Origin of the sequence: Dyadobacter sp. LHD-138 (assembly GCF_030929615.1) — a bacterium.
GTDB lineage: Bacteria > Bacteroidota > Bacteroidia > Cytophagales > Spirosomataceae > Dyadobacter.
Window position 1 is genome coordinate 54,181 of sequence record NZ_JAVFVU010000020.1, and the last position, 17,443, is coordinate 71,623.

At 42.8% G+C, this 17,443-nt stretch carries 15 protein-coding genes and 1 pseudogene; 9 read left to right on the plus strand and 7 right to left on the minus strand.

Features of this window, described 5'->3' with window-relative positions:
• The first annotated feature begins 135 nt into the window (after positions 1 to 135).
• The 3 genes from RB622_RS15905 (at position 136) to RB622_RS15915 (ending at position 7,115) form a co-directional block, all read left to right on the plus strand.
• The gene (locus RB622_RS15905; protein ID WP_308047560.1) at positions 136 to 5,520 is read left to right on the plus strand and encodes a S8 family serine peptidase; all 5,385 of its coding nucleotides are present in this window, start codon (positions 136 to 138) and stop codon (positions 5,518 to 5,520) included.
• A 189-nt stretch (positions 5,521 to 5,709) separates the two neighbouring features.
• Positions 5,710 to 6,345 carry an outer membrane beta-barrel protein gene (locus tag RB622_RS15910; protein ID WP_308047561.1) on the plus strand — a complete coding sequence of 212 codons (636 nt, stop codon included), beginning with the start codon at positions 5,710 to 5,712 and terminating at the stop codon, positions 6,343 to 6,345.
• Positions 6,346 to 6,752: 407 nt separating this feature from the next.
• Positions 6,753 to 7,115: a DUF488 family protein gene (locus RB622_RS15915; protein WP_308047562.1), complete on the plus strand. Its 363-nt coding sequence runs from the start codon at positions 6,753 to 6,755 to the stop codon at positions 7,113 to 7,115.
• A 75-nt stretch (positions 7,116 to 7,190) separates the two neighbouring features.
• On the opposite strand, the gene RB622_RS15920 is transcribed toward RB622_RS15915, so the two are convergent.
• From RB622_RS15920 to RB622_RS15935, 4 genes and pseudogenes are all read right to left on the minus strand, one after another.
• Positions 7,191 to 7,664 carry a DNA starvation/stationary phase protection protein gene (locus RB622_RS15920; protein ID WP_308047563.1) on the minus strand — a complete coding sequence of 158 codons (474 nt, stop codon included), beginning with the start codon at positions 7,662 to 7,664 and terminating at the stop codon, positions 7,191 to 7,193.
• A gap of 142 nt (positions 7,665 to 7,806) precedes the next feature.
• Positions 7,807 to 9,183 (minus strand): annotated as a pseudogene (locus RB622_RS15925) (Gfo/Idh/MocA family protein).
• 267 nt (positions 9,184 to 9,450) lie between these two features.
• Positions 9,451 to 9,654 (minus strand): hypothetical protein, encoded by a 204-nt coding sequence (locus tag RB622_RS15930; RefSeq protein ID WP_308047564.1) that lies wholly within the window; start codon positions 9,652 to 9,654, stop codon positions 9,451 to 9,453.
• Positions 9,655 to 9,706: 52 nt separating this feature from the next.
• A complete protein-coding gene (locus tag RB622_RS15935) occupies positions 9,707 to 10,000 on the minus strand; it encodes a hypothetical protein (RefSeq protein WP_308047565.1) in 294 nt (97 codons plus the stop codon).
• A 296-nt stretch (positions 10,001 to 10,296) separates the two neighbouring features.
• Here RB622_RS15935 and RB622_RS15940 point away from each other — a divergent pair, with 296 nt between their 5' ends.
• A complete protein-coding gene (locus tag RB622_RS15940) occupies positions 10,297 to 10,449 on the plus strand; it encodes a hypothetical protein (RefSeq protein ID WP_308047566.1) in 153 nt (50 codons plus the stop codon).
• A gap of 80 nt (positions 10,450 to 10,529) precedes the next feature.
• On the opposite strand, the gene RB622_RS15945 is transcribed toward RB622_RS15940, so the two are convergent.
• From RB622_RS15945 to RB622_RS15955, 3 genes are read right to left on the minus strand one after another with little or no spacing between them, the layout of a single operon-like run.
• On the minus strand, positions 10,530 to 11,207 hold the full coding sequence (locus tag RB622_RS15945) for a phosphatase PAP2 family protein (protein ID WP_308047567.1): 678 nt from the start codon (positions 11,205 to 11,207) through the stop codon (positions 10,530 to 10,532).
• A gap of 56 nt (positions 11,208 to 11,263) precedes the next feature.
• Positions 11,264 to 11,536, minus strand: a complete 273-nt coding sequence (locus tag RB622_RS15950; protein WP_308047568.1) for an ATP-binding protein — start codon at positions 11,534 to 11,536, stop codon at positions 11,264 to 11,266.
• A gap of 16 nt (positions 11,537 to 11,552) precedes the next feature.
• Positions 11,553 to 12,113 carry a response regulator transcription factor gene (locus RB622_RS15955; protein WP_308047569.1) on the minus strand — a complete coding sequence of 187 codons (561 nt, stop codon included), beginning with the start codon at positions 12,111 to 12,113 and terminating at the stop codon, positions 11,553 to 11,555.
• Positions 12,114 to 12,238: 125 nt separating this feature from the next.
• On the opposite strand from RB622_RS15955, the gene RB622_RS15960 reads away from it, so the two are divergent.
• From RB622_RS15960 to RB622_RS15980, 5 genes are all read left to right on the plus strand, one after another.
• Positions 12,239 to 12,601: a hypothetical protein gene (locus tag RB622_RS15960; RefSeq protein WP_308047570.1), complete on the plus strand. Its 363-nt coding sequence runs from the start codon at positions 12,239 to 12,241 to the stop codon at positions 12,599 to 12,601.
• A 185-nt stretch (positions 12,602 to 12,786) separates the two neighbouring features.
• Complete coding sequence (locus tag RB622_RS15965) at positions 12,787 to 14,025, plus strand: alkaline phosphatase family protein (protein WP_308047571.1); 1,239 nt, start codon at positions 12,787 to 12,789, stop codon at positions 14,023 to 14,025.
• A gap of 58 nt (positions 14,026 to 14,083) precedes the next feature.
• Complete coding sequence (locus RB622_RS15970; RefSeq protein ID WP_308047572.1) at positions 14,084 to 14,650, plus strand: TetR/AcrR family transcriptional regulator; 567 nt, start codon at positions 14,084 to 14,086, stop codon at positions 14,648 to 14,650.
• 162 nt (positions 14,651 to 14,812) lie between these two features.
• Positions 14,813 to 16,075 (plus strand): beta-ketoacyl-ACP synthase II, encoded by a 1,263-nt coding sequence (gene fabF / locus RB622_RS15975; protein WP_308047573.1) that lies wholly within the window; start codon positions 14,813 to 14,815, stop codon positions 16,073 to 16,075.
• Positions 16,076 to 16,275: 200 nt separating this feature from the next.
• Positions 16,276 to 16,851: a porin family protein gene (locus RB622_RS15980; protein WP_308047574.1), complete on the plus strand. Its 576-nt coding sequence runs from the start codon at positions 16,276 to 16,278 to the stop codon at positions 16,849 to 16,851.
• Positions 16,852 to 17,443: the final 592 nt, after the last annotated feature.

The window sequence follows — 17,443 nt, forward strand, 5'->3', positions numbered from 1 at the left end:
CTGATGTTGCCGACTGTTTACTACTTACCCCATATTGGGTATTATATCTTCAGAATTAGGCGGTCAAATATGGTATAAATGTGAATTTATTTATTGAAATTAGCCTTTAAAAGGTCACACATTTGCCACACAACTATGAAAGCTGTTATACACCTGAAAATTATTTTACTCTGCGTTATTTTGTCATTTTCTGTCGTTGCTCAGGATGCAGAAAAATACCTGTTGCAACTGAAAAGTGGGTCTTTTGTACCGGAAAGGAATGTCAGTAAAAACAAAATCAAAGACTTAAACCGCAGACTAGTCCCCTTTAATAAAAAATCGTTTGTCATTATTCAATTTGAGAAAAATCCTTCTGAGTCGGAGCGGCAGGTTTTAAAAAAAGATGGTATTGAATTGCTGGATTATGTGCCCAACAATGCCTATACCGCAACGCTTACCGGTGTGTTCAATGAGGTGCTTTTGCAAAAATCGGGCGTGCGGGCTGTTGTTTTCCCTGTCGCCGAACAAAAACTACAAACTTCCCTGGCAAACGGGACAATTCCCGTCCACGCTAAAAAAGTGGCGGGTTTCGTGGATGTGTGGGTGAATTTCCCGAGATCTTTTACAGCGGCGGACGTATTGGCCGCTCTCAAAAATGATCACTATGAGGTACTTTCTGACATTTATAAAGATTATCAGGTACTGGAAATTCGGGTGGAGGAATCGAAATTGAATGACCTGGCGCAACTGCCGTTTATTCAATACATACAGGCGATACCAAAGGAAGATCGCCCCGTTAACGACCACAGCACGGTTAACGGGCGGGCAAATGTCCTGAATGCTGCGTTTAATATGGGGCGTAACCTGCGCGGAGAAGGAGTGGTTGTGGGCGTGGGTGATGAATCTAATCCATTGCAGCATATAGATTTCAGCAGCAGAGTGATCAACCGGGCTGCCATTGACTTCGGTGCGCATGGGGTGCATGTAATCGGAACACTGGCCGGAGCTGGAATTGTTTCAGAAAAATATACGGGATATGCGCCCAAAGCAAAAATCGTTTCTCAGTTATATTCCAACATTCTGGCTTATGCACCCATTTATGTGCAGGATTTCGGGATGGTGATCACAAATAACTCGTATGGAAATAATATAACCGATTGCGCTACTTTTGGGGAGTACGACCTTAATTCCTACATTCTCGATCAGCAGGCTTTCCAAATGCCATACCTTCAGCATGTTTTTGCCTCAGGAAATAGCGGTGGAATGAATTGCGCCCCTTTTACGGGCGGATTCGGTAGCGTTGTGGGCGGATATCAGGCGGCTAAAAATGTAATTACTGTTGGAAATACTACGATGGAAGGGGATGTTTGGACGACCTCTAGCAGAGGCCCGGTTGCTGATGGGCGGATTAAACCGGAAATATCAGCGCAGGGGAGACTGGTAATGTCTACTTATGCGGTTGATAATTCATACATCAATTCCACGGGTACCAGCATGGCTTCTCCGGCCGTTTCCGGCGGACTGGCGTTGTTGTATCAGCAATATCGGAAACTGAATAACCAGAATAATCCTAAAAACGGGTTAATGAAAGCCATTCTTTGTAATGGAACCACGGATCTGGGCCACGAAGGACCCGACTATCAGTACGGATTTGGCTGGTTGAACCTGCTGCGGTCGGTTAAAATGATTGAAAATAATAGTTATCTGACGGGTTCTGCAACCCATGGCAGTAGTAATTTACATGAGATACAGGTTCCGCCCGGGACAGCAAAACTGAAAGTGATGTTGTACTGGAATGATCCGGCAGCCTCCGTTTTTGCTTCGAGGACTTTGGTTAATGACCTGGATCTTGAAGTTAAAAATCCATCAAATATTACGACGCTTCCGAAATTACTCGATCCCACGCCAGCAAATGTCGGCAATGCGGCCTCCACTGGTCCGGATCATATAAACAATATGGAACAGGTTATTATCAACGACCCGGGTGCCGGAACCTATAAAATAAATATCAAGGGAACGGAGATATTACAAAATCCGCAGCAGGAATACTTTCTGGTTTATGATGCTATTCCGGTGGCGACGGAGCTTACTTATCCGGTTGGAAATGAACATTTTAAGCCGGGTGACGATATTAACATCAGCTGGGAATCTTATGGAAATACGTCCAGCAATTTTACGGTTCAGTATTCGACAAACGATGGCGCTACCTGGACCAATGTGCTGGGTAATCCGGTAACGAGCAAGCACTTGCTGCGCTGGGTGGTGCCCGATGTCGTAACCGATAAGGCAAAAGTTAAAATTACGCAGAGTGGTACCGGGATTGAGGTCATCAGTAAGGCTTTTACCATTTTGCCGCCCCCGGTGTTCAAAATTTCGGATATACAGTGCGAAGGATATATTGCTGTGGACTGGCAACCCGTAACTGGTGCAACAGACTATGAAGTTATGCTTTTGCATGGAGATGAGATGGTTTCAGCCGGAACAACCACTTCAAACAGTTTTGTTATGGCCGGAATGTCCAGAGACAGCCTTTACTGGTTTTCAGTACGGGCCCGGTTGAATCAAAATCCAGGGCCAAGGGCGACGGCACTTTCAAGAAAACCGGATAGCGGTACCTGTGCTGGCTCAATTTCAGATAATGATCTTAAACTCGAAGCCATTGTTTCACCGGTATCTTCGGGCAGGCAGTTTACGCCGACCGCCCTTTCAGATCACACGCCTGTAACGATCCGGGTCCGGAATCTTGACGATCAGGCGACTGCCGGGAATGTGGCTGTTAGTTATTCTGTTAACGGTTCTCTTAAGAAATCGCTGAGTGTACCATTGTCTATTGCTGCCAATTCATTTACAGATTATATTTTCCCCGACGACCAGGATCTGTCTGCCCTTGGAAGCTATGTTGTTTCAGCTACCATCAACAAGGTCGGGGATATTGTCATAAAAAATAACACCCTTTCGAAAATCTTTAAACAGTTGCCTAACAATCCTGTTGCGCTGCCTTTTATTGATAACCTTGAATCGGCATCGGAGCAGTCTGTACTTGTTGGTCAGGTGGGTTTGGAGCATGCGGACCGTTACGATTTTACAAATTCTTCAACGGCTGGACGCCTTCGTACTTTTGTTAATACGGGTATGGCCTATTCGGGGAACAGAGCGCTGACATTGGACACAGACCGCTATTTTCCGAGTGAAAATACGAATTTCCTGTATGGAACTTTCAACTTTTCGAACTACTCGTTAGCGGATGATATTCGCCTCGTTTTTCGGTATAAAAATCATGGACAAACGAACCATGCTGACAACAAGGTTTGGATACGGGGAAGTTATGCGGACAACTGGATTTTGGTTTATGATCTTTTTGCGAACCAGAATTCAGTTAACCAATCCTATAAACTTTCGACCAGTATTGAACTTGCCAATATTCTGGCGGATCACGGACAGCCCCTGTCAAAAAGTGCCCAGATTCGGTGGGGACAGCATGGCAAAAGAATTACAGCGAGCCCCTCAGACGGCTCAGGATATTCGTTTGATGATATTCAACTTAGAATTGAAATGGATGATATTCAGATGTTAAGCCTGAACAGCATAACGGCTGCCAGCTGCGGGCTGGGTAGTTTACATCCTGTGACAGTAACCATCCGTAATAGCTCAGACCGTACTATTAACAATGTTCCCGTGCGCTATAAACTTGGAACAAATAACGAGGTGACGGAAATGATTCCTGTGATTAACGGTAGACAGACCATTCAGTACACATTTAATACGAAGCTGAATCTCTCTGCTTTTGGCGAATATTATATTAAAGTCTGGTCGGCGCTGAACACCGATACCTATGCTGACAATAATATGGTGGACCTGATTTTTTATAACAATGCGCTGGTAACTACTTTTCCTCATCTTGAAAATTTTGAGAATAGCAACGGAGGCTGGCATAGCGGCGGGACGAGTAAATCCTGGTCGTATGGCACACCGGCTTCTACCAAAATTAATGGAGCAGCAAGCGGGACCAAAGCATGGAAAACGAATTTAAACGGAAATTACAACAACCAGGAAAATTCATATTTGTATTCGCCATGCTACAACATCAGCGGCATGGCGAACCCGACGTTAAGTTTTAGCCTGGCACTGGACATTGAGTTCTGTGCCAATGAAGATTGCGACCTGGCTTACCTGGAATATTCGATCGATGGAAATGTCTGGACCCAGTTGGGGGCGAAAGGGCAGGGGACCAATTGGTATAATAAAACGACAACGGATAAACAGGCGTGGAGTATACAGGACTATACGCGCTGGCACGTGGGGACAATTCCGCTTCCCGTGACAAACGGAAATATCCGTCTGCGTTTTGTGATGATCGGCGATCCGGGCACGACGCGGGAAGGGATTGCCATCGATGATATTCATATTTACAATAACAATTCGGGGATTTACGATGAAAGCACCACATTGTCACCCGTTTTGCAGCAGCCGCCAAGTCCCTCAGGATGGATTGATTTTAAGCAGAATGGGAAACTTGTGGTTTCCATAAATCCCAATGGACAGACCATTGGTGCCACCAACGTGCAGGCTTATATCAACGGCGGTGCAATTCGTGATGACGGGAAACAATATTATCTCGACCGGAATGTTACAATCAAACCGGCTCATGCAGCACTTGGTTCGAATGCGACGGTTCGCATCTATTTCCTGGATACCGAAGCAGAAAAACTTATCAACGCAGCAACCTGCGTCGCCTGTCCCAAAGTGAAAACTGCTTTTGAGCTTGGCGTTTTCAAATATACCGATGCAGACAAAAGCAAGGAGGATGGCAGTCTAACCAATAATCAGGCAGGTGTATGGAAATACATAAATTCCGCGAGTACGCTGAAAGTCCCTTTTGATAAAGGTTATTATGCTGAAATTGGTGTTAAGGATTTCTCGGAATTCTGGTTTTCTAACGGTGATAACAGCAATCCGTTACCTGTCGATCTGATCAGTTTTAATGTAAATAAAAAAACAGATACTGAAAATCCGGATCAGGTGATTGCGCAGTGGGTCACGACTTCTGAAATCAATGCGGATCGTTTTGAGGTGGAGCGCGCGGACGGGCTGGAGGCGTTAAAACTTAAACGGTTTGCAAAAATTGGCGAAGTTAGTGCGGCGGGAGACTCGCGGATTAAAAATGAATATTTTTTTACGGATAACGAGTCTCCAAAATCCGGGGATTATTATTATCGCTTAAAAATGCTGGACCGCGACGAAAGTTTCAAATATTCATCAATTAGGGCTGTTTCGTTTGACCTGAATGCGGATTGGAAAACATATCCGAATCCTTCGAATGGCAGTTTTGAAATACAATATCAGGCTGGTGCCGGCATGCCGATGCGTATCAAAGCGTTCGATCTGACGGGAAATCTTGTGTATGATAAATCACTAACAGCAAATGGTAAAAGGCAGCAGCATCAGATGGATTTGTCAGGATCCGGGTTTTCTGCCGGATTATATGTGGTAGAAGTCACTTCAAACGATCAGAAGAAAGTTTTCCGGATTGTAAAATTGTAGTTTTTAAATAATTCTCTTTCAGTATTTTAAGTATTGCTTTGTGTTTTTCAATGCAAAAAGTACGGGTAAAGCTGAATGCGCCGGTAACGATTTTATAATTTATGTAATAAAAACATCGTCATTTTCCACGAAACGGCATTTTTATGCGTACAGGCCTAAAAGCAATAGCGTAAATAAAATTAAAAATTTATGAAAAAGTTATTAGGCCTGTCGGTTTTGTTTTTGTTAACTTTCTTATTTTCTGAAAATGTCTCAGCCCAATCCTCGCTCACTTTACTTGGCACTTACGGGAGTACAAATCAAAATGATATTTCAAAAGGTATTTTTGGCGGAGGGACTCAGTATCGTTACTTCGTAAAGCCCAATATTGCCGTTGGTTTGTCTGCCAAATATCTCGTAGAAAATTTTAGCAATCAATTATCCCTGAAGACGATCAGAGGGCGTGCCACGAACGTTCCGGTTAATCTGATGGCTGAATATTATTTTAAAACAAAGGGAATACAGCCTTACGCAGGTTTGGAAGCAGGGATAAATATTCAAAAGATTGAAGGATACAACATCATTATTGATAAATCAGCCGTAAATCCTGGTCTGGCGCCAAAGGTCGGCGTGTTGCTTCCCATAGGCAGACGGCTTGGCTTCATGGTGGAGGCTGCATACAATGTGACATTTGGATCCGATAACGCTGTACACATGGATCCGACAAAGCCGGACAATGATCTTTATCTCTTGAAAAATAGCAAACAGTCTGTGACCGTGACGGGTGGAATACGATATGTCTTCGGGAAAGTACCCAAGAAACCTGAGGTTACGGCGGAGCCATAGTACATTTGTTGTTAGCTGGTACGTAATCTACCTCACTGAGGTTTATTGGCAAATGCTCATTTCTTCCTTTCAAGATTTCATTAAAATATTCTTCAAATTTTAATGAAAAAATAATGACAGTTTGGTAACGACCAGTTTTTGAAGTCGGATATCGTTAAAACCTTTATTTTACTATATAAGTAATTGTAATTCAGATAGATGTGTGCGGTTTTGTGGCTCATATTTCAAAATGATCCGGTAAAATGTTTTGCTAAATTTGTAGCCTTAGATTTACATCGGTTACAAATTGTTATTAGCAAGCCGGTTTTAACAGGGAATGGGCAAATGAAAATAGGTTGTTTAGGAAACTATTTTTAAATTCACCTAGTTTTTATTTAGTCTAAGAACTATATAGTCCTAACTGTAATATGAGTAGCGTACATATTAAGCGTATTTATGAACCAAAAAATGAGGCAGACGGCTTCAGGATACTTGTGGATCGTTTATGGCCTCGCGGATTAAAAAGAGAAGAGGCAGGTGTTGATGAATGGCTTAAAGGTGTGGCCCCGTCAACAGATTTGAGAAAATGGTTTAACCATGACCCCGAGAAATGGGAAGAATTCAGGCAAGACTATACTTTCGAGTTAAGGCATTGCATGGCCTCGGTTCACGATCTGGTGGATAAAATCAAAAAACACAAAACGGTTACTTTACTCTACGCCGCCCACGACGAAGAATATAATCACGTGGTTGTGCTTGAAAAATTCATCAATAATTTGTTGGATTCCTGAGATTTTATTTAGGGAATTATAAAGGAAAAACGACATCAGGATGCATCCTGATGTCGTTTTTCCTTTATAATCGTATTATTGCAGGTGTGCTCTCAGCATCCAGGCAATTTTCTCATGCTGCTCCATAAGTCCTGTTACATAATCGCTTGTTCCGGCATCCTTATGTTCTTCCGCAAAGGTGTTGATGTTCCCGCGGATAAACTCGATAATACTCTCATGATCCTGCAATAAATATTTGATCAGGCTCTGGCTGTCGTTACCGCCTTCATATTGTTCGGTGAGGTGGCTTATCTGCAAATAATTTTTAAGTTTGGCGGGGGCGAAATGTCCCAGTTGACGGATTCTTTCTGCGACGCTATCCAGAATTTCAGCCGATTGTTCGTAAAGGCCTTCAAAATAGACGTGTACAGAATGGAAGTCGGGCCCGACTAGGTTCCAATGGGCGTTCAGGGTCTTTGTATACAATATAAACTCGTCAGCCAGCAATATGGCTAGCTGGTCAGCAACTACTTTTCTGTTTTTGTCAGAGATTCCAATTCCTGGTTTCATTTCGAAATACGTTAAAGGTTTGATACATTGATTTTTCCATGTTCGCCCATATGCTGCAACAATACAGGGCGTAAAATTACACCTCCAAAAAGCTACTATAATTGTACCAGCCGTGCCCGCTGGTGTACATTTCCCCGAGGAATTATTTTTTTACCTTCATGGCTACCGGATCCCAGTGAATTATTTTCTTCTTGAAATAGCTATCGTTGCAGGCAAGCACGGGTGCAGCAGCCCTGAATCCGAAAACCGGGTCTTCGACCGTGCCAAGCGTTCCTTTTTTTACGTTCTCGAAGAAGTCACGGAAATGGTTTGCGTGCGCATCATCCTCTTTCGGGGCTTCAAACCGGATCTCTTTTACAGGATCGGCCTTTCTGCTGTCCGCAGGATATTGCGCGTTGTACTGTTTTTCAAACTCCTTTTGCTCACTTGCGGCAAAGGTTCCGAAGCTATCATAACCTCCGTAACCAGGTGCTTTCGGCAATTTATTTTTCGTCAGAATGAGGTTATTTTCCGTAAATTCTATTTGTCCCTCCGTTCCGATTATCCTTGTGTTATTGGCAATAGCACCGGCATTGGCAAAATTTACCCTTAACACCATCTGGAAATTCGCGTGAACATCCGTTTTGGGATATTCAAGAATCGAAACCAGTACGTCAGGAACGTCTCTTCCGTCTTTCCAATAACTTAGTTCGCCCGAAGAAAAGATACGTTCGGGCCCCAGCGAATTTGTCACAAAATGTACACCTGTGATCAGGTGCACAAACAAGTCGCCGGCTACACCAGTACCATAGTCCTTATAATTTCTCCATCTGAAAAAACGTTTGGGATCAAAAGGTGTTTTGGGGGCATCGCCAAGAAATGCATCCCAGTCAAGGGTGGTCAGAGATGCGTCACCGGGGATGGAATAATTCCAGGCACCCAGTGAATTAAAGCGGTCGCTATTGGATTCAACGTAATTGATTTCTCCGATTTCACCAGCCAGAAAAAGCCTCTTGGCTTCTTTAAACGATGCAGAACTGATACGCTGACTGCCAATCTGCATTGTTTTGCCCGATTTTTTCCAGGCTTCAATCACCGATTTTCCTTCGTCAATATGCTGAACCATTGGTTTTTCACAATAAACGTGCTTCCCTGCCTGCAATGCAGCTTTTGTAATATGGTCATGCCAGTGATCCGGCGTCACCACCAGGACAGCATCGATGTCTTTGCGTTCCAGGATCTGGCGATAGTCGCGCGTTGTGAAAATATCTTTTCCATAAGTTTCCCTGACACGGGTAAGCCGGCCGTCGTAAAGATCCGCAGCTGCGACAAATTCAGCATCAGGAGCACCGCGTAGGGCGGCTCTGGTATCCTGATTCCCCTGAATACCCATGCCGATTGTAGCGAAACGGATTTTATCATTTGGACTGATCTTTTTTTAATCCCGGATGATGCTGAAAGGTTTTGCAACACTTCCGGTAGCAAGCAGAGCCGAAGCGGCGGTAACACTTTTTAGAAAATGCCGACGTTTAGAATCCATTGGTTTAGGAATAAGTAGTGGTGAAAAATTAGTCTATACTATTGATTTTTATAATAATCTATTAATCATCCGGTTACTGCGCTAATTGCCAACGGCTACTTAATTGGGCTAAGGAAATTGAATTCCCTAAAATAAGGAATAAAATGAGGATGTGTTCCGTAGGGATTTATAAAATATCCGTTTCTGGTAGAAGGGCAGCAAGAGCGTGATAGGAAATTCATACCATTTAGCCAATGGATTTCCATTTCGCGAATATGAAAAAGTAATTTATTCCTTGCTGTAAACGGGCAGGATAATATACTTGGAGCCGTTGTAGTCGTATTCGTTCATTAACTTTTCAATTACTTTTTCAGCGTGACGTTCCGACAAAAATTCTTTGTACCATTTCCCAACCTCGTTTTGAACGTCGATCGGGTTTGGCAGAATTCCTTTTTCGGGATCAAGAATAAAAATGCTGAAAGTTTTTTCCATGAAGTAGTGGAGGCGTGGTGAAATTATCTCCGAATTTAATCAAAAAGAATCGCTAATCAGCGTAATCACCTTTGCTGATCGCTTCACTTTTCTTTGTATTCCTGAATGCCGTTGTGACAGTTTCGATGATCAAATCCAGGTCCGAATAGGCTTCTTCAATGGACTGAAATCCATTTTCATGGAAAAACAATATCGTACTTTCCCGCTGAGGATGCTCGCCCAGCAGAATAATTTCCCCGATATAGCCCGCGTCCGTTTTTTCAACAGAACTGATGATTGCCTCGGGATTTTCCGCGATGATTTTCAAATCATCATAATTTATTCTGAAAATATCGAAATAATTCATGGTGGAATGAGGGTCTATTGTTTGATAAAGATACACAATTCTCCCAAATTTACCCGATGGGCAGTGTAGCTTTCAGTATTTCCATAAACCCAATGGCACGTTGCAAATCACCCTGTAATATTGATGATTTACAATGAGATCTGTTTTCTTTCTTTTTGTTATTATTCTGTTTTTTTAGCAAAAAAACGTATAAAAAATAGGTGATTTTCTTGTATGGAAAATAAAATATCTATATTGCGTTTAAATAAGATAAAGCTGGTAATTTTCCCGGGATGATAAAAACTCTATTCAACGATATGTACAAGACAATTGAAAAGCACGCCGACAGACTTTTTATAATTTCAATGCTGACTTTGGTGATGATTGTAGCCTTCGCATTTAAAAAGCCAAACAACCCTAAAATAGAAAACGGCACCAGTCTTTCGAGTGTTGAATATAACCAGCATTAACTAAAATTCCGGATTTTTTTGATACCTGGCCGGGTTTGAAGCTGGCCCGATAAACGAGGTATTGTGAAGGATTCAGCAGGTTAATAGACAAAGGATGTTTTAGGCTTGTGGCCCCACTTATACCGATGGGTCCAGTACGAAACTTTTACGGAAAGGATACCTATTCCGGCACCCATTAACCCATCACTGATATAATGACGGTTGTTGGCCATACGCAACGAGCCGACGGCAGAGGCCGTGCCATAAGCCGCGTAGGGCATCCATTGATAGCGCCGTCCGTATTCCTCACTTAAAAATGTGGCCGCCGCGAAGGCCTGCGCCGTATGACCTGGCGGAAAGGAGTTGTAAGAACTGCCGTCAGGACGGATTTTGTGTGTGACATTTTTCAAAACCGTTACGGAACCCATCATCATAATTTCAGCTTTCAACAAAATCGCAGTCCGGTTGGCAGCATCCGTTCGTGATTTGATTCCCGCGGCATCCAGACCATAAGCCACTACGCTTGGCGAAAATTGCAGGTAGTCGTCCAGATGTGTGCGAAAATGCGAAAAGTGTTCATTACGTTCCTCAACAATTTCATTTTTTAACGATTCCCTTCCGTTGCCGTTGGTCAGCAAACCAGCCATCATGAGTGCCACAGGCGGTACGAACTGGATCGACTGAAACTTTGGTTTTTCATGTAGATAAATACTATCGGATTGCGAAAAAAGATAGTTAGACTGAAAGAGAAACAGCAGACAACAAAACATTTTTTTCATATGACTCAGGGATTTTAACCTAAAAGTCGGACATGATTTGGAAGAAATTCTGAATTTTAAAACTGTACGGAAAATTGGTGAAAACCCTCCTTGAAAGCATAGCTCACCTTCCAGCCATACCGGTTTCCGATCTCACGAACAATCGCCAGTCCCAGGCCGCTGCTAGGTGTGCTGGTTGACGGAGCAATAAAACGTTTGAACATAGTTTCCTGATTAAGCGGTGTATCACCGGTGTTGCTGACCGTGAATTCATGGTCAGTGAGTTCAATTTTTATTAAACCATCCACAGGATTGTGCCGGATTGCGTTGAGCAGCAAATTTACAAGCATGATCTCCACAAGACTTTTATTGGCACGAATGGAAATTCGCCGGAAAGGTGTTCGGCGAGCGCACTTTTGGAAAGAACGCGGTTTTTGTTACCGATAAAAAGTAGAAGCAGATCGAATTCCTTTTGGTAAGCACGACGGGTTCCTGATTGACATGAACCGTCTTGGCCAGTAGGTCAATCTCTAACTCGTTTAAGCGGATGATATTCGAATTACCGAATTGTTTTCTGCGGATTACCGAATAAATTCTGGCAGCAAGCTCGGACAAATGAAAAGGTTTTGCCAGGTAGTCGTCAGCACCGATTTGAAGTCCGGCAATTTTATCCTGTAACGAATCCTTGGCCGAAATGATGATGACGCCGTCCTGTTTGTTTTCTTGTTTCAGTACCTCCAGAATTTTCAAACCACTACCGCCGGGCAGCATTAAATCAAGTAAAATGCAGTCGTAATTGTATGCGTTCACTTTTTCAATGGCCTGTTGAAAGGTTTCGGCAAACTGGCACAAATAATTTTCGTCGGATAAATAAACCGCGATATTATGGGCAAGCTCCTCTTCGTCTTCTATGACCAGAATTTTCATAGATACAATTTACGTATTCAATTTTGAATTAAATCTGAATACATATCCCATTTTTCATGGCACAATATTTGGGAAATGGTAAATATTGAAATCAACCAAACACGACATACTTGTCAGCGACCACTATGGAAAATAACATTGCACCAAGGGTTACGGAAATGGCCACGTTATCACATGTTTTGGAAAAACTTCGTTTGAGAAAGTTCGACAACGAGTTCAGGTGGACGAAGGAAGGGTTTACCGCCAGCAAAGGCAAAAGTTATGCGCCGGAAGACCTGACGATTATCAGGACATATCGGTTTGAGGGCGAGTCAGATCCTGCGGATTCATCGATTCTATATATTATTGAAGCCTCAGATGGTCTTGTTGGTTACAGCATGGGTACTTACGGCGTGTACAGCGACCATCAGGATGAAGAAGGCTATGACAATTTTATTAGAAAAATTCCAATTTTAGACCGGGATGAACAGCTGATTTTTGAAGTGTAAAAAGTTTAAATTCGAAAGCGGGAAAACTTAACGGACCGGAAATACCGGGAAGCGTTGGATTTTCCCGCTTTGTTATATTCATGTGAAATTATGCGAAGAAACACATCACATTTTTTGCGCTGCCATAATTATGTTTAATTTCAACCACTTTTCCAGGAAGGAATTAATCTGAGCTAAATTTACCCATGAAGTTAAAATACTTATTGACGGCGGCTTTGATATCCGTTGGTTTGACGAATTCCCCGTCGAACGCGCAGTCTCGTATCAAAAAAACAGTTTTTGTGATCGTTGATGGCATTTCCAGTGATGTTTTGGAGAAAATACAGAAACCAAATCTGGATATGATAGCCAAACAGGGTGGTTATACCCGTGCGCATGTGGGCGGAGAAAAAGGGACTTATTCTCAAACACCGACCATTTCTGCCGTTGGTTATAACAGCTTGCTTACGGGAACTTGGGTCAACAAACACAATGTGTGGGATAATGATATCAAAGCGCCAAATTACAACTACTGGACAATTTTCCGTTTTTTTAAGGAACAATATCCTGCCAAGCGCAGTGCCATATTTTCGACCTGGCTGGATAACCGCACGAAACTGGTTGGAGACGGTTTACCACAAACAGACAAGCTAAAAACAGATTATACCTTTGATGGTTTTGAACTGGATACCCTCCATTTTCCGCATGATAAGCTGAAGGCTTATATCCACAACATTGATGAAAAAGTTGTGGACGAAGCGGCTTCTTATATCAAAACCAACAGCCCCGATCTGTCCTGGGTTTATCTGGAGTATACAGACGACATGGGCCATAAGTATGGCGACAGCGATCAGTTTCATGATGCGATTAAGGTAATGGACAAGCAAATGGGCCGTTTGTGGGAGGCTGTGCAGTACCGGGAGAAAAATTTCAAGGAAGATTGGCTCGTGGTGATTACAACGGATCATGGCCGTGACCCCAAGGATGGAAAAGGCCATGGCGGACAGTCGGATCGGGAGCGCAGCACCTGGATCGTGACCAATGCAAAAGACCTGAATACAAATTTCAAATCCAATCCGGGTATCGTTGACATTATGCCGACCATTGCCAGGCATATGGATGTGAGCTTTCCAAAGGAACAGGCATTTGAAGTGGATGGTGTATCGTTAACGGGTAATATTTCTATTCTTGATCCGGTTGTTAAAAAAGAAAACGGCAAAATAAACGCCAGCTGGAAGGCTATAAATAAGGAGGGGAGTGTTAAAATCTGGCTGACTACGACAAACCATTTTGAAGAGGGTGGGAGCGACTTATACTATTTGGTCGACGAAATACCCGTGAGTAAGGAAAGGGCGACTTTTGATATATCAAAATTGCCTGCCGGCTTTTATAAAATTGTGCTGGAAGCCAGGTACAACCATCTGAACCGGTGGATTGTGGAATAAATTTCGCAGTATTAAAGGCTTTTTGTAACTTTACCGAACAATCGGTAAAATAAAGCGTATGCCAGTAATTAAAGTTTTTCCACAGGACGTAGATCGAAAGCTGACCGAGGTATTTACCCGTTTTGGCTATGACGGAGCCTCGATGGAATTGTTATCCCAGGCAACCGGGCTGAAAAAGGCCAGTCTTTATCACCGTTTTCCGGGCGGGAAAAAGGAAATGGCGCAGCACGTCCTGTTAAATATCAGAACCTGGTTTTTAGAGCGTATTGATGCGGTGATCCGTGATCCGTCGCTGCCATTGGAGGCTCGTCTGGCCGAAGCTTTAAAGGCAATCCGTGATCTTTTTGAGGATGGCGACAGAAATTGCCCGTTGCGGATGCTGTCCGCGGGTTCTGAGTCGGCTTTTTTTCAGGAAGCGATAGCCGCCTGTTTTACCATTCTGAGCGACGGGTTTTCACACATCGCCATGGAAAATGGTTTGCCAGAGAATGTTGCAAAAGCAAAAGCGATGGAAGCGATGATTAATATTCAGGGCTCACTGATTTTGTCCCGTGCCCTGAAAGATAATACTATTTTCGGAACCAGCATCTCCGCAATTCCGAAACTGCTTGGACAAAGGAATTAAATAAGAGATCAAATTGTTTTTATTTTACCGATCGTTCGGTAAGTTTGCATTTTTATGATCATCCGATGTATTTAGGTGGTATTAGTGCAAACAAATTTTAATTTCGCCTTTTGAAATGTGGAACCAACCAAAAGCTAATATTTAATAAATCGAAGTTACAAAATGAAAGTTAGGAAAGAATTAAACCGGGTGGTCGTGACAGGGCTGGGCGCCTTAACGCCGATCGGGAACAATGTAGACGATTTTTGGAATTCATTGATAAACGGGGTTAGCGGTTCTGCCAATATTACGAAGTTTGATACGACACATTTCAAAACGAAATTTGCCTGTGAGCTGAAAGGCATTAAAGCGCAGGATTTTTTCGAAAGAAATGAAGCAAGAAAATATGATCCTTTTACGCAGTACGCCTTAATAGCGGTTGAAGAGGCCGTTAAAAATGCGAATATCAATTTTGATACGCTTAACAAAAACCGTATCGGGGTGATATGGGGTAGTGGAAACGGCGGCATCCAGACGTTCCAGGAGCAGGTTATGGAATTTGCCCTGGGTAACGGAACGCCACGTTTTAACCCTTATTTTATCCCGAAAATGATCGTGGATATTGCTTCGGGGGTTATCTCAATTAAGTACGGTTTACGCGGGCCTAATTTTACAACAGTCTCAGCCTGTGCAAGTTCCAATACCGCTATTATTGATGCTTTCAACTATATTCATTGGGGAAAAGCGGATATGATCATCACAGGTGGTTCTGAGGCCCCGATTAATGAAACATCGATTGGCGGATTCAACGCCAGCAAAGCGCTCTCGACCCATAATGAAGATCCGGCATCGGCTTCGCGCCCTTTTGATATAAAAAGAGATGGATTTGTGATGGGTGAAGGTGCCGGCGCGCTCGTATTGGAGAGCTATGAACATGCTATCAGAAGAGGTGCGCCTATTCTTGCTGAAATTGTTGGCGGCGGAATGGCTGCCGATGCCTATCACCTGACGGGTACACACCCTGAAGGAGAAGGAGCTTATTTAGGTATTCTGGAAGCCTTGGCTGAGGCAAACCTGCAACCGCACGAAATCGACTACCTGAACGTGCACGCAACCTCGACGCCGATGGGAGACGCCAGTGAACTGAAATCGGTTGAAAGAGTTTTCGGCTTTAATTCCGGGCTTAACATCAGTGCGACTAAGTCGATGACCGGGCATTTACTGGGCGGAGCCGGTGCTGTGGAAGCCATTGCCTGTATCAAATCCACGATGCACAATATTGTTCCGCCAACGATTAATACCGCTGAGCTGGATCCTGAAATTGAAGGGAAATTTAACCTGACATTGGGTAAAGCACAGGAAAGGACAGTGAATTACGCAATGAGCAATACATTTGGTTTTGGGGGACATATTGCAACGAGTATTTTTAAAAAATTTGAGGAATAGTTAAAGCTGAATTTTTTAACAAATTCATAAAGTCGGGAAAGGTCACATGCCGGGATGGTGTGTGACCTTTTTGTTGTGGCAGCGTCAAACGGAGCGTTCCCATAGCAGATCAACTTCCTGGGTTGGGTTGTTTTCTCTGCCGTGGCATGCTTTTTTATTGCTTAATTCAGTTAAATATTTACACTTTAATCAAAAGCCATATGAAAAAAATTTCGTTAACGCTGCTCCTGCTAGCAGTCAGTACGTTTACTTTTGCACAATCTTTCAAATTCGGCCCAAAAGTCGGTGTCAACGTGAGTAATTATACGAGTGGTAATATCAAATCCGATGCGCTTGTGGGTTTTCATTTGGGAGGTTTGTTGAATTTTGGGATAGGAGAGCATTTTTCCATTCAGCCGGAAGTTCTTTTTTCAACGCAAGGTGCAAAAGTTGACAATGGCGTTAAGGCTGAAAAATATAAAACCAGTTATGTCTCGGTTCCGGTTATGTTAAAACTAAAAACCTCGGGCGGGCTTTATATTGAAGCCGGACCGCAGGTTGCATTTAAAACCGGTGAAGATATTCCGGATCAGACCATCGATCATTTCTCTAAAAATCTTGACCTGGCGCTAGGCGGCGGTATTGGTTACCAGTCTGCCATGGGACTGGGTATTGGTGCACGATATATCGCGGGCTTATCCAAGGTTGGTGATTTTAAGGGAAATAATATTGATCCTGATTTTAAAAATAGTGTAATACAGGTGAGTTTGTTTTGGGCTATACCGGTGGTGAAATAGTGCAGTCTTTGCCTTGACAGACTTTGGTAAATGGCGGACTTCGGTTCGCCATTTTTTGTGCGATCTGCTTTGTAGCATTAAAATGTCAGGGTTCAAAAGTCGAAGTATTGAACAAAATAAAAAGCCTCGATATCATCAAGGCTTTTTTGCTCATTTTAACCCTCCTCTACACTTGTAAAATAAGTGACATAAAAGTAGGGGATGGAAATATAAAATCAAAGAAATTATAGAATAAATATTACACGAGAGTCATATTTGTTCGTAATTCATCAAATTGGTTACATTGTTTACCGATTCGGTACTTGTGTACCTTTAATTTTGAATGAATACTAAAGTGCGGAATCAAGCCCCTGTGGCTACAATATGTGTTGCGAATTCCTCAATTTGCTGTCCAAGATATTGTCTGGGTTAATTAAAGTAAATATAAAACACTAATAAATAATCTATGAATTCTACATACTTATTGGTTGAATTTTAAAAGTAAGCCAGGACTTGGTTAGATATAAAATATGAATTGATTTTCAGTTGATTGGTGTCAATAAAGGAATCCAAGCTCAAAATGAAGGTTATCGTTTTACGAAAAGTTCAGGTA

What these genes read in the sequence shown, in the direction of transcription:
- RB622_RS15980 (WP_308047574.1), top strand. Translation starts at nt 16,276, where the DNA reads ATGAAAAAAATTTCGTTAACGCTGCTCCTGCTAGCAGTCAGTACGTTT.
- RB622_RS15940 (WP_308047566.1), top strand. Translation starts at nt 10,297, where the DNA reads ATGTACAAGACAATTGAAAAGCACGCCGACAGACTTTTTATAATTTCA.
- RB622_RS15930 (WP_308047564.1), bottom strand. Translation starts at nt 9,654, where the DNA reads ATGGAAAAAACTTTCAGCATTTTTATTCTTGATCCCGAAAAAGGAATT.
- RB622_RS15935 (WP_308047565.1), bottom strand. Translation starts at nt 10,000, where the DNA reads ATGAATTATTTCGATATTTTCAGAATAAATTATGATGATTTGAAAATC.
- RB622_RS15945 (WP_308047567.1), bottom strand. Translation starts at nt 11,207, where the DNA reads ATGAAAAAAATGTTTTGTTGTCTGCTGTTTCTCTTTCAGTCTAACTAT.
- RB622_RS15955 (WP_308047569.1), bottom strand. Translation starts at nt 12,113, where the DNA reads ATGAAAATTCTGGTCATAGAAGACGAAGAGGAGCTTGCCCATAATATC.
- RB622_RS15915 (WP_308047562.1), top strand. Translation starts at nt 6,753, where the DNA reads ATGAGTAGCGTACATATTAAGCGTATTTATGAACCAAAAAATGAGGCA.
- fabF (WP_308047573.1), top strand. Translation starts at nt 14,813, where the DNA reads ATGAAAGTTAGGAAAGAATTAAACCGGGTGGTCGTGACAGGGCTGGGC.
- RB622_RS15905 (WP_308047560.1), top strand. Translation starts at nt 136, where the DNA reads ATGAAAGCTGTTATACACCTGAAAATTATTTTACTCTGCGTTATTTTG.
- RB622_RS15965 (WP_308047571.1), top strand. Translation starts at nt 12,787, where the DNA reads ATGAAGTTAAAATACTTATTGACGGCGGCTTTGATATCCGTTGGTTTG.
- RB622_RS15970 (WP_308047572.1), top strand. Translation starts at nt 14,084, where the DNA reads ATGCCAGTAATTAAAGTTTTTCCACAGGACGTAGATCGAAAGCTGACC.
- RB622_RS15920 (WP_308047563.1), bottom strand. Translation starts at nt 7,664, where the DNA reads ATGAAACCAGGAATTGGAATCTCTGACAAAAACAGAAAAGTAGTTGCT.
- RB622_RS15910 (WP_308047561.1), top strand. Translation starts at nt 5,710, where the DNA reads ATGAAAAAGTTATTAGGCCTGTCGGTTTTGTTTTTGTTAACTTTCTTA.
- RB622_RS15950 (WP_308047568.1), bottom strand. Translation starts at nt 11,536, where the DNA reads ATGCTTGTAAATTTGCTGCTCAACGCAATCCGGCACAATCCTGTGGAT.
- RB622_RS15960 (WP_308047570.1), top strand. Translation starts at nt 12,239, where the DNA reads ATGGAAAATAACATTGCACCAAGGGTTACGGAAATGGCCACGTTATCA.